The organism is Streptomyces sp. NBC_01446 (assembly GCF_026340095.1).
Taxonomy (GTDB): Bacteria; Actinomycetota; Actinomycetes; order Streptomycetales; family Streptomycetaceae; genus Streptomyces; species Streptomyces aureus.
On the sequence record NZ_JAPEPO010000001.1, the window covers coordinates 5,154,112 to 5,168,434 of the forward strand.

The window sequence follows — 14,323 nt, forward strand, 5'->3', positions numbered from 1 at the left end:
TGCGACCCCGCCCCTCGTGAGTGGCCGGATGGTGCTGCCCGTCAGCCCTCGGCGGCCGCCTCCTGGGCCTCGGCGACGCGCAGACCGTCCTCGCTGAGCCCCTTGCGCCAGTAACCGACGAACGTCACCGACCGCTTGTCGTAGGCGCGTTCACGCACCAGGTGGCGGCGCAGCTCCTTCATCGTTCCGGACTCGCCCGCGAGCCAGGCGTACGGACTCGAAGCGTCCGGCAGTTCGGCCGCGCGGATCGCGTCCAGCGCGGACGGCGCGTTCTCGTCACGCACGAGCCAGGTGACGGTGACGTCGCCCGAGGTCTCGATCGCCGGGATGTCCTCGCGGTGCGGGACCTCCAGCCAGACATGTGCGGACAGTTCCGGCGGCAGCCAGGCGAGGATGCCCAGGGCTGCGGGCAGGGCGGTCTCGTCGCCCCACATCAGGACGTGGTCGGCGCCCTCGTGGGGGCGGCAGCGTACGGCCGTGTTGTCGGCGACCGCCGGGCCGAGCACCGTCACGCGGTCACCGGCCTTCGCCGCCTCGGCCCAGACGCAGGCGGGGCCCGCGCCGCCGGGGCCGTCGTGGTGCAGGACGAAGTCGATGTCGACCTCGCCGGGTTCGCCGGGCGTGCGGCGCTGCCCGCTGACCGTGTACGAGCGCATCACGGCCCGCACGTCGTCCGGGAGCGCCCGGTACGCGGCGTGCCAGGCGCGACCGTCGTCGCCCGGCTCGGCGGCCGGCAGGACGGGGGCCTCCTGGCCCGGCCGCGGCAGGAACAGCGACAGGCTCTGGTCGCGGCCTCCGGCGTGGAAGTCCACGAGGTCGGGCCCCGTGAACGTCACGCGCCGCAGCGACGGACCGAGCCGCCGCGCCCGCGCTACCTGGAGGTCGAAGAATCGGAAGGGTGCGATCGCGGGGGACTCGGTCGTCGTCATGTGTGTCAGCCGACCTTCTTCGCCTGCTCGATGGCCTCGGCGAGGCCATCGAGCATCGGGGCGCACTTGTCGTACGAGTAGATGGGCTCGGTGACGCGCGGGATGACCTGGCCGGCCTTGACGGCGGGCAGCTTCTTCCAGGTGGCCTTGTCGCGGTCGAGGTCCGCGGGCTGAATGGTGGCCGTGCGGTTGTCCATCATGATGACGTCGGCCGGGTACTTGTCGATGTTCTCCCAGCTCAGGTTCTCGAACCAGCCGCCGGACGCCTTCTTGGCCTTCTCCGAGGGCTCGACGAAGTTCACGCCGAGCGACTTGAAGTACTCCAGGTCGGCGGAGAGGTTCGTGCCGGAGACGTAGAAGATGTCCTGGCTCGCGGAACCGACGAGGACCCTGATCCCGGGGTGCGCCTTGGCTGCCTTGCGCAGGCGCGCGGCCGCGGCCTCGAAGCGCTTCTTGGCCTTGACGACCTTGTCGGCCTTCACGTCGGCGCCGAGCGACTCGGCGAGGGCGAGCAGGCGCTGCAGGGGCTGCGTCATCTGGCGGTCGTAGACGGAGATGCCGACGCTCGGGGCCAGCTCGAGGATCTTGTCCTTCGATTCCGGCGGGACGGACCAGAGGGTTCCGGCGGTGTCGTACACGGTGGTGACGAGGAGGTCCGGGGCGAGGCCCGCGTACTTCTCGATGTTGAAGCGGCCCCACTCGTTGCCGAGGATCGTCACCTTGTCGACGTCGATGTCGCCGGCCTGGACGTCGGCCTTGCCGTCCGAGGTCTTCGTCGGACCGAAGACGCCCTTGCACTCGATGCCGTAGTCCCACAGGGCGGCGGCGACGCTGGTGAACGCGACGACGTTCGCCGGGACCTTGGCGGCCTTCGCCGTCGTGCCGCGGTCGTCCTTGAAGGACCAGGGGCCGGACTTGGCGCTGCCCGACTTGGCGCCCGAGCCGCTGTCTTTGGAATCGCTGCCGCAGGCGGCGAGCGCGGCTCCGAGGCCGAGGGCGCCGCCCGCGGCGAGGATGCCGCGACGGGAAGGGGTGGTGAGACGGGCATGGGGCATGACAGTGGCTGCTTTCGTGACGAGCGGAGGGCCGCTGGCCGGATTCTGACTTAGGTTAACCTAACCTAAGTCGTTGTCCAGAGGGCCCCCTCGCCGCCGCTCTTTCAGCCCGTCAGGCCCAGCTCCCGCGCGATCAGCATGCGCTGCACCTCACTCGTGCCCTCGCCGATCTCGAGGATCTTCGAGTCGCGCCACATACGGGCCACCGGGTACTCGTTCATGAAGCCGTAGCCCCCGTGGATCTGCGTGGCCTCGCGCGCGTTGTCGACCGCGATCGTCGACGAGTAGAGCTTGGCGAGCGCCGCCTCCTTCTTGAACGGCTCCCCGCTCACCAGCCGCGAGGCCGCGTCACGCCACGCGAGGCGGGACGTGTGCGCCTTCATCTCCATGTCGGCGATCTTGAACTGGATCGCCTGGTACGAGCCGATGTTGCGGCCGAACGCGTGCCGCTCCTTGGCGTACTTCACCGACTCGTCCACACAGCCCTGCGCCAGACCGGTGGCCAGCGCGGCGATCGCGATGCGGCCCTCGTCCAGGATCCGTAGGAACTGGGCGAATCCGCGGCCCTGTTCGCCGAGCAGGTTCGCCGCGGGGACCCGTACGTCGTCGAAGTGCAGCTCACGCGTGTCCGACGCGTTCCAGCCGACCTTCGAGTACGGCGCCGCCACCGTGAAGCCCGGCGTGCCGGACGGCACGATGATCGAGGAGATCTGCGGCTTGCCCTCGGGGGAGCGGCCGGTGACCGCCGTCACCGTGACCAGACCGGTGATGTCCGTACCGGAGTTGGTGATGAAGCACTTCGTGCCGTTGATCACCCACTCGCCGGTCGCCTCGTCGACCCTCGCCGTCGTACGGGTCGCGCCCGCGTCCGAGCCGCCGTCGGGCTCGGTCAGGCCGAACGCGCCGAGGACCTCGCCGGAGCACAGCCGCGGCAGCCATTCGGCCTTCTGCTCCTCGGTCCCGAACAGGTGGAGGGGCATCGCGCCGAGCGAGACGCCCGCCTCCAGCGTGATCGCCACGGACGAGTCGACGCGCGCCAACTCTTCCAGGGCGATCCCGAGGGCCAGATAGTCGCCGCCCATCCCGCCGTACTCCTCCGGGAAGGGCAGCCCGAACAGGCCCATGCGGCCCATCTCCCGCACGATCTCGTACGGGAACTCGTGCCGCTCGTAGAAGTCGCCGATCTTCGGGGCGACGACGTCGTGCGCGAACTCCTCGACGGTGCGGCGGAGTTCTTCGTGCTCGCTGCTCAGGCGGTGGTCCATCTTGTTCACTGCTCCTGTAGGGGCTGTGCCGTCTTCACGAGGGCGCGGACGGTGCGGGACGGGCTGGGCCGGCCCAGCTGTTCGGCCATCCACGCGCTGGTGGCGGTGAGACGGCCCAGGTCGACCCCGGTCTCGATACCGAGGCCCGAAAGCATCCACACGAGGTCTTCGGTGGCGAGATTTCCGGTGGCGCTCTTCGCGTACGGGCAGCCGCCGAGGCCGCCCGCGGAGGCGTCCACGGTGGTCACCCCGTGCTGGAGCGCCGCGAGGGTGTTGGACAGGGCCTGGCCGTACGTGTCGTGGAAGTGCACGCCGATCGCGTTCGTCGGCACGCCCTCCTCGTTGAGCTCGGCCAGGAGCGTCTGGACGTGGCCCGGCGTCGCGACGCCGATCGTGTCGCCGAGGCTCAGCTCGTCGCACCCCATGTCCATCAGGGCCTTGGCGACCCGGACGACCTGGTGGACCGGGACGGCGCCCTCCCAGGGGTCCCCGAAGCACATGGAGAGATAGCCGCGCACATGCGCCCGGCCCTCCTTGGCCCGGGTCACGACCGGCTCGAACATGGCGAGCGCCTCGTCCACCGTCCGGTTCAGATTGGCCTTGGCGAACGACTCCGTGGCGCTGGCGAACACGGCGACGCGGCGCGCCCCGAGCGCGAGGGCCCGGTCCAGGCCCCGCTCGTTCGGCACGAGCACGGGCAGGTGCGGGCGGGGCTCGATGTCCTGGAGGAGCGGGAACAGGGCTTCCGCGTCCGCCAGTTGGGGCACCCACTTGGGGTGCACGAAGCTGGTCGCCTCGATGGTGGTCAGGCCCGCGGCCGCGAGGCGGTGCACGAACTCCGCCTTCACCTCCGTGGGGACCGTCGCCTTCTCGTTCTGCAGTCCGTCGCGCGCGCCGACCTCGTGGATGCGCACGCGCGCGGGCAGGTCCTGGGAGGGCACGACCATGGGCAGGGCGGGTACGGGGTTGCTCATGCCGTCATCTCCTCGTGCGGCGAGACGACCGCGAGGATCTGGTCCATCGCGACGGTCGTGCCCGGTGTGACGTCCAGTTCGGCCACGGTGCCGGCGTGCGGGGCGGAGATGACGTGCTCCATCTTCATCGCCTCGACCACCAACAAGCTCTGTCCCGCGATCACTTCGTCGCCCACGGCCACCTTCACCACGGTGACCGTGCCGGGCATCGGCGCGGTGAGGGAGTCGGCGCCGGAGTGCGCGGCGCCGGTCAGCGAGGCGGCGACCGGGTCGAAGTCCTGCACGTGCCAGGCGTCGCCTTCGCGGCCCAGCCAGTCACCGGCCCGGTGGAAGGTGTGGGTCAGGCCGTCCAGGTGGACGGTGACGCTGTCGGCGCCGACGGTGTGGGTGCCGCGCGCGCGGTGCGTGACGGGCTCGTGTCCCGCGGCCTTGAGGTGGAAGTCGACCGGTGCGGGCGTGCCGCCCAGGCGCCAGCCGGTCGGCTGCGCGAACGGGTCGGTCCAGCCGGATCCCGACGGCGTCAAGGCCGCCCGGCGGACCGCGGCGGCCGCCTCGTACACCTCCTCCGGCACCTCTCCGGGGACCAGGCCGTCGGCCTCGCGCTCCACGAGCCCGGTGTCCAACTCGCCCGCCATGACCGCCGGGTGCGCGAGCAGCCGCCGCAGGAACCCGGCGTTCGTCGGCACGCCCAGCGTGACCGTCCCCGCTAGGGCGGCGCGCAGCTTGCGCAGGGCGGTCGCCCGGTCGGGCCCGTACGCGATGACCTTCGACAGCATCGGGTCGTACAGGCTCCCGACCTCCGTGCCCTCGCTGAGGCCGGAGTCGGTGCGCACCCCGTCGCCCTGCGGCTCACGCAGCGAGACGACCGTGCCGCCCGACGGCAGGAAGCCGCGCGAAGGGTCCTCGGCGCAGATCCGCGCCTCGACCGCGTGCCCGGTCAGCTCGATGTCGTCCTGTGCGTACGGAAGTTGCTCACCGGCGGCGACCCGCAGCTGCCACTCCACCAGGTCGACGCCCGTGATCAGCTCCGTGACCGGGTGCTCCACCTGGAGGCGGGTGTTCATCTCCATGAAGTAGTACGACGAAGGGTCGTTGCCCGGCACGATGAACTCCACCGTGCCGGCGCCGCGGTACCCGCACGAGCGGGCCGCCTGCACCGCGGCCTCGCCCATCGCCGCGCGCGTCGCCTCGTCGAGGAGGACGCTCGGCGCCTCCTCGATGATCTTCTGGTGGCGGCGCTGGAGGGAGCACTCGCGCTCGCCCAGGTGGATCACGTGCCCGTGGCCGTCGGCCAGGACCTGGATCTCGATGTGCCGGGGGCGGTCGACCCAGCGCTCCACGAGCAGTGTGTCGTCGCCGAAGGAGGCGCGGGCCTCGCGCCGTGCGGCCGCGATCTCGTCGCCGAGCAGCGCCTCGTCACGCACCAGACGCATGCCCTTGCCGCCGCCGCCCGCGGACGGCTTGAGCAGCACGGGCATGCCGATCTCCCGCGCCGCGTCCGCCAGTTGGGCATCGGTCAGGCCGCTGCCGGACGAGCCGGGCACGACCGGGACCCCGGCCGCCTTCACCGTCTCCTTGGCGCGGATCTTGTCGCCCATGAGGGAGATCGCGTCGGCGGAGGGGCCGATGAAGACGAGGCCGGCGTCGGCGCAGGCCTGCGCGAACGCGGCGTTCTCGGCGAGGAAGCCGTAGCCCGGGTGGACGGCCTGCGCGCCCGTGCGCGCGGCCGCTTCGAGGAGCCGGTCCACGCGGAGGTAGCTCTCGCCCGCGGGCGGCGGCCCGATCCGGACCGCCGTGTCGGCCTCGCGCACATGGCGGGCGTCGGCGTCCGCGTCGCTGTACACGGCCACCGAGCGGATGCCGAGCGCCCGCAGCGTACGGATGACGCGGACGGCGATCTCGCCGCGGTTGGCCACAAGAACGGTGTCGAACATGCTCATGGGGTCCCTCCCCTCACATCCGGAAGACGCCGAAGCCGCCGGACTTCTCCGGCAGTGGCGCGTGGGCACAGGCGGTCAGGGCGAGGCCCAGGACCTGCCGGGTCTCCAGCGGGTCGATCACGCCGTCGTCCCAGAGCCGGGCCGTCGCGTAGTAGGCGTTCCCCTGCTCCTCGTACTGGGCCCGGATCGGCGCCTTGAAGGCGTCCTCGTCCTCGGCGGGCCACTGTTCGCCGCGCGCCTCCAGCTGGTCGCGCTTGACGGTCGCGAGGACGGAGGCGGCCTGCTCGCCGCCCATGACGGAGATCTTGGCGCCCGGCCACATCCACAGGAAGCGCGGCGAGTAGGCCCGGCCGCACATCGAGTAGTTCCCCGCGCCGTACGAGCCGCCGATCACGACGGTCAGCTTCGGTACGCGCGTGCAGGCCACGGCGGTGACCATCTTGGCGCCGTGCTTGGCGATCCCGCCCGCCTCGTAGTCACGCCCCACCATGAAGCCCGAGATGTTCTGCAGGAACACCAGCGGGATGCCGCGCTGGTCGCACAGCTCGATGAAGTGCGCGCCCTTCTGGGCGGACTCGGAGAACAGGATGCCGTTGTTCGCGACGATCCCGACCGGGTGGCCGTGGATGCGGGCGAAGCCGGTGATGAGGGTCTGCCCGAACTCCGCCTTGAACTCGGCGAACCGCGAGCCGTCGACCACGCGCGCGATGACCTCCCGCACGTCGTACGGGGTGCGCGAGTCGACCGGCACCGCGCCGTACAGCCCCGCGGGGTCCACCTTCGGCTCGATCGCCGGGGTGACCGACCAGGGCAGCGGGCCGCGCTCCGGGAGCGTCGAGACGATCGTCCGCACGATCCGCAGCGCGTGCGCGTCGTCCTCCGCGAGATGGTCCGTGACGCCCGAGACCCGGGAGTGCACCTCGCCGCCGCCTAGCTCCTCGGCGGTGACGACCTCGCCGGTGGCGGCCTTCACCAGGGGCGGGCCGCCCAGGAAGATCGTGCCCTGATTGCGCACGATCACGGCCTCGTCGCTCATCGCCGGGACGTACGCGCCGCCCGCCGTGCACGAGCCGAGGACCGCCGCGATCTGGGGGATGCCGGCGCCCGACATCCGTGCCTGGTTGTAGAAGATCCGCCCGAAGTGCTCGCGGTCGGGGAAGACCTCGTCCTGCATCGGCAGGAAGGCGCCGCCCGAGTCCACCAGGTAGAGGCACGGCAGCCGGTTCTCCAGGGCCACCTCCTGGGCGCGCAGGTGCTTCTTCACCGTCATCGGGTAGTACGTGCCGCCCTTGACCGTCGCGTCATTGGCGACGATCACGCACTCGCGGCCGCTGACCCGCCCGATCCCGGCGATCACCCCGGCGGCCGGGGCCTGGTCCCCGTACATCCCGTCGGCCGCGAGCGGCGCCAGCTCCAGGAACGGGGAGCCCGGGTCGAGCGTCGCGTCCACGCGGTCGCGCGGCAGCAGCTTGCCGCGCGCGGTGTGCCGGGCGCGGGCCCGCTCGCCGCCGCCGAGCCGGGCCGCGGCCAGCTTGCCGCGCAGCTCGTCGGCCAGCGCCTCGTGCGCCGCCTCGTTGGCCTTCCAGGCCTCCGAGGCGGGGTCCGCCGCGCTCGTCAGCTCCGGTGCCTCCTGCATCGCGCAGTCCCCTCATTCGGCTCGCGTCGTTCGGCTCCCGCTCGGTTAATGAGCGTTAACGCGTTTCCCTCAGGTTAACGACCGCTAACGTCGCTGTCTAGAATTACCTTCATGGCCACCAGAACCGACGCCCCCACCCGCCGCGAGCAGATCCTCAAGGAGGCCGCGCGCCTGTTCGCCGAGCGCGGGTTCCACGGAGTCGGCGTCGACGAGATAGGTGCCGCGGTCGGCATCAGCGGCCCCGGGCTCTACCGCCACTTCGCGGGCAAGGACGCGATGCTCGCCGAGCTCCTCGTCGGCATCAGCGGGCGGCTCCTGACCGGCGGCAAGCGCCGTCTCGCCGAGTCCGGCGGCGGCGATCCCGAGGCGCTGCTCGACTCGCTCATCGAGGGGCACATCGACTTCGCCCTCGACGACCGCCCCCTGATCACCCTGCACGACCGCGAGCTGGACCGCCTGCGTGACAGTGACCGCAAGCTGGTGCGCCAGCTCCAGCGCCAGTACGTCGAGCTGTGGGTCGAGGCGGTGCGCGAGGTCTATCCGGGCCTGGTCGAGCAGCCCGCGAGGGCCGCCGTGCACGCGGTGTTCGGCCTGCTCAACTCGACCCCGCACCTCGGCAGGTCCGGCGGACTGCCCGGCCGCGAGGCGACGGCGGGCCTGCTGCACCGCATGGCCCGCGGGGCCTTCGAGGCCGCCCAGGCGTGATGTGCGTCTCTGGACGCTCCAGAAACTGGCGGGTAACCTAAGCTGAGCAAGCGCTTAGTCGTGCAGTGATGCCGTTTCCGAAGGAGCAGGTCGTGCGCCGTACCGTTTACAACGAGGACCACGAGGCGTTCCGGGACACCATCCGTGCCTTCATCGAGGCCGAGGTTGTGCCCGTCTACGACGAGTGGTTCGCGGCCGGGCAGGCCCCGCGCGACTTCTACTACAAGCTCGCCGAGCTCGGCGTCTTCGGTATCCGCGTGCCCGAGGAGTTCGGCGGCGCCGGCATCGACTCGTACAAGTTCGAGGCGGTGATGTACGAGGAGACCTCGCGCGCGGGTGTCCAGTTCGGCGGCTCCGGCGTGCACGTGCTGCTCGGCCTCCCGTACATCAAGATGCTCGCCACCGACGAGCAGAAGAAGCGCTTCCTGCCGAAGTTCGTCTCCGGCGAGGAGATGTGGGCCCTCGCGATGACCGAGCCGGGCACCGGCTCCGACCTCGCGGGCATGAAGACCACCGCCAAGCTGAGCGAGGACGGCACGCACTACGTCCTCAACGGCGCCAAGACCTTCATCACCGGCGGCGTCCACGCCGACAAGGTGATCGTCTGCGCCCGCACCGACGCGCCCACCGCCGAGGACCGCCGTCACGGCATCTCCCTCTTCGCGGTGGACACGAAGTCCGAGGGCTACTCCATAGGCCGCAAGCTCGACAAGCTCGGCCTGAAGACCTCCGACACCGCCGAGCTGGCGTTCGTCGACGTGAAGGTCCCCGTCGAGGATCTCCTCGGCGAGGAGAACAAGGGCTTCTACTACCTCGGCCACAACCTCGCCTCCGAGCGCTGGGGCATCGCCTTCGGCGCCTACGCGCAGGCCAAGGCCGCCGTCCGGTTCGCCAAGGAGTACGTCCAGGAGCGCGCCGTCTTCGGCAAGCCCGTCGCCTCCTTCCAGAACACCAAGTTCGAACTGGCCGCCTGCCAGGCCGAGGTGGACGCCGCCGAGGCCGTCGCCGACCGCGCCCTGGAGGCCCTCGACGCGGGCGAGCTGACCCCCGCCGAGGCCGCCAGCGCCAAGCTGTTCTGCACCGAGGTCGCGCACCGCGTCATCGACCGCTGCCTCCAGCTGCACGGCGGCTACGGCTTCATGAACGAGTACCCGATCGCGCGCCTGTACGCGGACAACCGCGTCAACCGCATCTACGGCGGCACCAGCGAGATCATGAAGACGATCATCGCGAAGGACATGGGCCTGTAACCCGCCCGTCCCTCCGCCTTCTGTAGAACTGGCTGTATGAATCAGGCACTGGAGTCCCTGCTCGATCTGCTCGACCTGGAGCAGATCGAGCAGGACATCTTCCGCGGGCAGTCCCGCTCCGCCGTCGTCCCCCGGGTCTTCGGCGGGCAGGTGGCCGCCCAGGCGCTCGTCGCCGCCGGGCGCACCGTCCCCGGCGACCGGCACGCCCACTCGCTGCACGCGTACTTCCTGCGACCCGGTGACCCGGGCGCGCCCATCGTGTACACGGTCGACCGGATCCGCGACGGGCGCTCCTTCACCACGCGCCGCGTCGTCGCCGTCCAGCACGGGCAGCCGATCTTCCATCTCTCGGCGTCCTTCCAGACGTACGAGGACGGGCTCGAGCACCAGGCGGCCATGCCGTCCGCGCCCGACCCCGAGACTCTGCCCACCGCCGCCGAGATGCTGCCGCGCTACGCCGACGCGTTCGTCGAGCCCGGCGTCGCCGAGCGGCTCCTCGAAGCGCGCGAGGCCGTCGACCTGCGGTACGTGGACGCGCCGCCGTTCGGCAGCGTGGGTACCCCGCAGGAGCCGCGTTCGCAGGTCTGGTTCCGTACGAACGGCAAGCTCCACGGCGTCATCGACGAGCCGCTGCTGCACGTCTGCCTCGCCACGTACGTCTCGGACATGACGCTCCTCGACTCCGTGCTGCTCGCACACGGGCGCGGGGGATGGGCCGTGGGCGACGTGGTCGGCGCCTCGCTCGACCACGCGATGTGGTTCCACCGGCCGTTCCGCGCGGACGAATGGCTCCTGTACGACCAGGAGTCGCCGTCGGCCTCGGGCGGGCGCGGCCTCGGCCAGGCCCGCATCTACACGCGCGACGGACAGCTCGCCATCTCCGTGATCCAGGAGGGCGTCGTCCGCGTCCCGCGGTGAGCCCGCGTGGTTCGCGGCACGCGGGGATCGGACATACCGTCACCTGCATGGGCACGAGCGCTGAGCAGAGTGGGACGGCAGGGGACGCGGGGGAGGACGGCGGGGGCGAGAGCGTCACCACCGTCCTCGTGGCGGCCGCCGCCAATCTCGGGATCGCCCTCGCCAAGGCCGTCGCCGGAATCATCAGCGGGTCGAGCGCCATGCTCTCGGAGGCGGCCCACTCGGTCGCCGACACCGTCACCGAGGTGCTGCTGCTCACCGCGCTGAAGCGCAGCGAGAAGCCCGCGGACGAGGAACATCCCCTCGGCTACGGGCCCGAGCGCTACATCTGGGCCATGCTCGCCGCCGTCGCCACGTTCGTCGGCGGCGCCGTCTTCTCGATCTACGACGGCATCCACACCCTGGTGGCCGGCGAGGACCTCGGCGACCCGCTCATCTCGTACATCGTCCTCGCCGTCGCCTTCGTCCTGGAAGGCTTCTCCCTGCGCACCGGGATCAAGCAGGTCCGCGGGGAGGCCGCCCGCACGGGGGCGCCCGTGGGCCACTATCTGCGCCGCACCCCCGACACGGCCGTCAAGGCCGTCGTCATGGAGGACTCGGCCGCCCTCGTCGGCCTGCTCCTCGCCGCGGGCGGACTGCTCGGCGGTCAGCTCACCGGCTCCGGCGTCTGGGACGCCATCGCCTCCCTGTCCATCGGCGCGCTGCTCCTGTACGTCGCCTGGGTCCTCGGACGGTCCAACGCCGAACTCCTCATCGGGCGCCCGCTGCCCAAGGCGGTCCGCCTGGAGATCCGCGAACTGCTCGCCGGCGTCGAGCACATCGAGGCCGTACTCGAACTGACCACCCTCGTCCAGGGCCCGCGCGAGGCGCTCGTCGCGGCGAAGGTCGACCTGCGCGACACCTCGACCGCCGCGCAGATCGAGTGGGCCTGCGAGGAGGCGGCCGCCCGGCTGCGCGAGCGGTTCCCGAACGTGACCCGGGTCTACCTCGACCCGACACCCGGGTTCGCGCAGCGGCGCGAGGAGGGGCTCAACCCGTGGGGTTGAGAGCCTGTCTCTGAACCCCCGTCGTCCGCGCGAAGCGCGGGCGCAGCGGCGGTCGGTGCGAGGGTGCGTGTCGGGCGGCGGGGCGCAGGCGGGGGTTCAAAGTCAGGCTCTGAGGCCGGCCGCGTCGAGGAGATAGGCCGTCATCGGGTCGTAGTGGCGCGGGCTCGTGACGTGGTCGTCGAGCGGCACCGTCACCTGAAGGGTGCCCTCCGCCTCGCCGACGAACAGCGCCGGGTCGTTGCAGTCCGCGTATCCGATCGAGTCGATCCCCCGCTGGCCCGCGCAGCCCGCCCAGCCGTGGTCGGCGACGACGAGGTTCGGCAGCGGGCGCCCCTCGCGCTCCAGGCCGTCCAGGATCCGCGCCATGGGGTCCGGGGAATGCGTGTGCCAAAGGGTCGCGCCGCGCTCCAGGACCGCCACGTCCGCGAACTGGAAGACCATGCCCTCGTCCGTCGACAGGCCCTCGGGGATCACGACGATCTCGCAGCCCTCCGCGCGCAGCGCCGCGGCCGTCGCGCGGTGCACGTCGAGGAGGCCGCCCGGGTGGCCCGTCGCGAACAGGACGCGCTCGTTGCCGGCCGCCGCCTTGCGCAGCCGGGCGCCCATCCGGTCCAGGGCGTCGACCGTGAGCTGAGGGTCGATGGTGTCCTGGCCGAAGCGGTACTCGGGGTCGTCGTTCACGCCGCAGCGCTCCGCCATCACCGCGAGGACGTCCTGCTCGTCGGTCCAGCGGTCGCCGAGCTCCAGGCCGAGCCAGTAGTGGCGGTCGCCGTTCGCGAGCCTGCGGTAGTGGGAGAGGTTGTTGTCGCGGGGTGTGGCCACGTCGCCCGCGATGCGGGTGCGGATCAGATGGTCGACGAGCGCGGCGCGGCTGGGGATCCCGGGTATCGGCATGCCCCCCATTGTGCCGTCGGGCGCTGTGAGGAGCCCCGATGTCCCGGAGGGTGGGACGGGTGTCACTCTGTGTGGCGCAGGGCGAACCACAGCTCCATGCGCACGTCGGGGTCGTCCAGGTCGGTGTCCAGGAGCGTGGCGCACTTCGCGATGCGCTGCCGCACGGTGTTGCGGTGGACGGCGAGCGCGGTGGCCGTGCGGTCCCAACTCCCGTGCAGGGACAGCCACGTACGCAGTGTCTCGGTCAGCGCGGGCGTGTGCGCGATCGGGGCGAGGAGCGTCCGGGCGTGCGCCGTCACCTCCCCGGGGTCGAGGAGCGAGGCGAGTCCCCGCGCGTCCGCGTGATGGTGCACGAGCGCGGCGCGGGTCGCCTTCGCCCGGGTCAGGGCACGCGAGGCCTGCGCGTCCGCCGCCGCCAGGTCGTCCGTGGGCGCCGTGCCGCTCACCCCCATCACCCAGCCCTCCTGGGCGACGACCTCCTGGTCCGCGGGGAGCAGGGCGCGTACGAGGGAGTCGGTCGCGTCGAGGAGGGGAGTGCCGAGCGAGACGGGGGGAGGGGACGGACGGTCGGGTGCGGCGTGCACCACCCGCCACGTGCCGTCGCCGAGCAGCGCCGCGACGGCGGCCGGCTCCTCGCCGAGCAGCAGCCGGACCAGGGCCGCCGAACGCGCCGCCTCGGCCGTCGTCTGGTGTTCGCCCGTGAGCAGGGAGAGCAGGACCACCGCCACCCCCGCGATGGTGTGGTCGCCGGGGTCGCGGTGGCCGACCGCCGTCCCCAGCGCGTAGCCCTGGCCGCCGCCCAGCGCGTACGCCGCCAGCTGCGTGCCGCCCACCGTGTCCGCCGCCGACGTGGGCGCGGGGAAGAGACGGGTCTCGCCGGGGCGCACGATCCGCATCAGCTGCGCCATCGCCGCGCTCACCTCGGCCGACGGGTCGGGGCCGGCCCGGCCGACCTCCGTGCCGTCCGGCGCCGTGAGCACCGCCCAGCCGCCGGTGCGCTGCGCCAGCTGCCGCAGCACCGCGGGCACCGGGTAGGGGCGCGCCGCCGCCGTGGCGAGGCCCTGCTGCGCCTCGCTGACGCGGCGCAGTTCCGCGTGGCGCGCCTGGGCCATCAGCTGCCACACCGCGCGGGTCACCCCGCTGAACGTGGAGTGGGGCGGCACCTCGAAGAGCGGCAGCCCGTGCCGCTCGCTGGCCTCGACCAGGGCGCGCGGCACCGTGTCGTGCACCGGCGCGAGCCCGAAGCCGAGCGCCGCCCCGCCCGCCGCGACGATCCGTGCCACGTAGTCGTCGTAATAGGGACCCGTGCCCGCCGACTCCGTCGCGTGCACCCCGGCGGTCAGCAGCAGCTCACCGCCGAGCAGATACGGGTACGGGTCGGCCATCTCGGACGTGTGCGCCCAGTGGATCACCGTGTCGGGGCCCACGGGCGGGCCCGCGATCTGGCGCAGGCCCAGGTCCTCGCGGGCGAGCAGCGCGGTGAGCGGCACCGGCGGGGTCGGCGGAACGGCCGGTGCGGGGGGCACAGAGGGGCCTGACGGCCCCGCCGCGGGCCGGGTTGCGTCCGGCATGGTGGACGTTTTCTCCATCCAGTCGCGAGAGAGTGGATAAAAAGTACACTTCAGCGTTGCTTTCAGGCCACCTAAGGTCGTGCCGACCGCAGGCCTCGGGTACGGGCGGATGTCCCCACGGCCGGTCACCCACCCCCATC

Annotated in this window: 12 protein-coding genes; 4 read left to right on the forward strand and 8 right to left on the reverse strand. The window is 72.0% G+C overall.

Annotated features, from left to right (window positions below; all coding sequences use genetic code 11):
• Positions 1-41 precede the first annotated feature (41 nt).
• The 6 genes from OG456_RS23165 to OG456_RS23190 all read right to left on the reverse strand — a co-directional run bounded on the left by OG456_RS23165 (position 42) and on the right by OG456_RS23190 (position 7,799).
• On the reverse strand, positions 42-929 hold the full coding sequence (locus OG456_RS23165; protein ID WP_266564008.1) for a siderophore-interacting protein: 888 nt from the start codon (positions 927-929) through the stop codon (positions 42-44).
• A gap of 5 nt (positions 930-934) precedes the next feature.
• The gene (locus OG456_RS23170) at positions 935-1,984 is read right to left on the reverse strand and encodes an ABC transporter substrate-binding protein (protein WP_266564011.1); all 1,050 of its coding nucleotides are present in this window, start codon (positions 1,982-1,984) and stop codon (positions 935-937) included.
• A gap of 104 nt (positions 1,985-2,088) precedes the next feature.
• Positions 2,089-3,249: an acyl-CoA dehydrogenase family protein gene (locus OG456_RS23175; RefSeq protein WP_266564012.1), complete on the reverse strand. Its 1,161-nt coding sequence runs from the start codon at positions 3,247-3,249 to the stop codon at positions 2,089-2,091.
• A 5-nt stretch (positions 3,250-3,254) separates the two neighbouring features.
• Positions 3,255-4,223: a hydroxymethylglutaryl-CoA lyase gene (locus tag OG456_RS23180; protein WP_266564013.1), complete on the reverse strand. Its 969-nt coding sequence runs from the start codon at positions 4,221-4,223 to the stop codon at positions 3,255-3,257.
• Positions 4,220-6,157 (reverse strand): acetyl-CoA carboxylase biotin carboxylase subunit, encoded by a 1,938-nt coding sequence (locus OG456_RS23185; RefSeq protein WP_266569396.1) that lies wholly within the window; start codon positions 6,155-6,157, stop codon positions 4,220-4,222. Before OG456_RS23185 ends, OG456_RS23180 begins: the two co-directional genes overlap by 4 nt.
• 19 nt (positions 6,158-6,176) lie before the next feature.
• Positions 6,177-7,799, reverse strand: a complete 1,623-nt coding sequence (locus OG456_RS23190; protein ID WP_266564014.1) for a carboxyl transferase domain-containing protein — start codon at positions 7,797-7,799, stop codon at positions 6,177-6,179.
• A gap of 111 nt (positions 7,800-7,910) precedes the next feature.
• Here OG456_RS23190 and OG456_RS23195 point away from each other — a divergent pair, with 111 nt between their 5' ends.
• The 4 genes from OG456_RS23195 (at position 7,911) to OG456_RS23210 (ending at position 11,718) form a co-directional block, all read left to right on the forward strand.
• Entirely contained in the window at positions 7,911-8,504 is a 594-nt protein-coding gene (locus OG456_RS23195) for a TetR/AcrR family transcriptional regulator (protein WP_266564015.1), read from the forward strand.
• 92 nt (positions 8,505-8,596) lie between these two features.
• Entirely contained in the window at positions 8,597-9,754 is a 1,158-nt protein-coding gene (locus OG456_RS23200; RefSeq protein WP_100594312.1) for an acyl-CoA dehydrogenase family protein, read from the forward strand.
• Positions 9,755-9,790: 36 nt separating this feature from the next.
• Entirely contained in the window at positions 9,791-10,672 is an 882-nt protein-coding gene (locus OG456_RS23205; RefSeq protein WP_266564016.1) for an acyl-CoA thioesterase II, read from the forward strand.
• A gap of 47 nt (positions 10,673-10,719) precedes the next feature.
• A complete protein-coding gene (locus OG456_RS23210) occupies positions 10,720-11,718 on the forward strand; it encodes a cation diffusion facilitator family transporter (protein WP_266564017.1) in 999 nt (332 codons plus the stop codon).
• 102 nt (positions 11,719-11,820) lie between these two features.
• On the opposite strand, the gene OG456_RS23215 is transcribed toward OG456_RS23210, so the two are convergent.
• Together OG456_RS23215 and OG456_RS23220 are read right to left on the reverse strand one after the other, a co-directional pair.
• Positions 11,821-12,612 carry a phosphatase gene (locus tag OG456_RS23215; protein WP_266564018.1) on the reverse strand — a complete coding sequence of 264 codons (792 nt, stop codon included), beginning with the start codon at positions 12,610-12,612 and terminating at the stop codon, positions 11,821-11,823.
• A gap of 62 nt (positions 12,613-12,674) precedes the next feature.
• Positions 12,675-14,183 carry a PucR family transcriptional regulator gene (locus OG456_RS23220; RefSeq protein WP_266564019.1) on the reverse strand — a complete coding sequence of 503 codons (1,509 nt, stop codon included), beginning with the start codon at positions 14,181-14,183 and terminating at the stop codon, positions 12,675-12,677.
• Positions 14,184-14,323 lie beyond the last annotated feature (140 nt).

Excerpts from the sequence above, each read along its gene's own strand:
- OG456_RS23165 (WP_266564008.1), bottom strand. The coding sequence starts at position 929 with ATGACGACGACCGAGTCCCCCGCGATCGCACCCTTCCGATTCTTCGAC.
- OG456_RS23170 (WP_266564011.1), bottom strand. The coding sequence starts at position 1,984 with ATGCCCCATGCCCGTCTCACCACCCCTTCCCGTCGCGGCATCCTCGCC.
- OG456_RS23175 (WP_266564012.1), bottom strand. The coding sequence starts at position 3,249 with ATGGACCACCGCCTGAGCAGCGAGCACGAAGAACTCCGCCGCACCGTC.
- OG456_RS23180 (WP_266564013.1), bottom strand. The coding sequence starts at position 4,223 with ATGAGCAACCCCGTACCCGCCCTGCCCATGGTCGTGCCCTCCCAGGAC.
- OG456_RS23185 (WP_266569396.1), bottom strand. The coding sequence starts at position 6,157 with ATGTTCGACACCGTTCTTGTGGCCAACCGCGGCGAGATCGCCGTCCGC.
- OG456_RS23190 (WP_266564014.1), bottom strand. The coding sequence starts at position 7,799 with ATGCAGGAGGCACCGGAGCTGACGAGCGCGGCGGACCCCGCCTCGGAG.
- OG456_RS23195 (WP_266564015.1), top strand. The coding sequence starts at position 7,911 with ATGGCCACCAGAACCGACGCCCCCACCCGCCGCGAGCAGATCCTCAAG.
- OG456_RS23205 (WP_266564016.1), top strand. The coding sequence starts at position 9,791 with ATGAATCAGGCACTGGAGTCCCTGCTCGATCTGCTCGACCTGGAGCAG.
- OG456_RS23210 (WP_266564017.1), top strand. The coding sequence starts at position 10,720 with ATGGGCACGAGCGCTGAGCAGAGTGGGACGGCAGGGGACGCGGGGGAG.
- OG456_RS23215 (WP_266564018.1), bottom strand. The coding sequence starts at position 12,612 with ATGCCGATACCCGGGATCCCCAGCCGCGCCGCGCTCGTCGACCATCTG.
- OG456_RS23220 (WP_266564019.1), bottom strand. The coding sequence starts at position 14,183 with ATGCCGGACGCAACCCGGCCCGCGGCGGGGCCGTCAGGCCCCTCTGTG.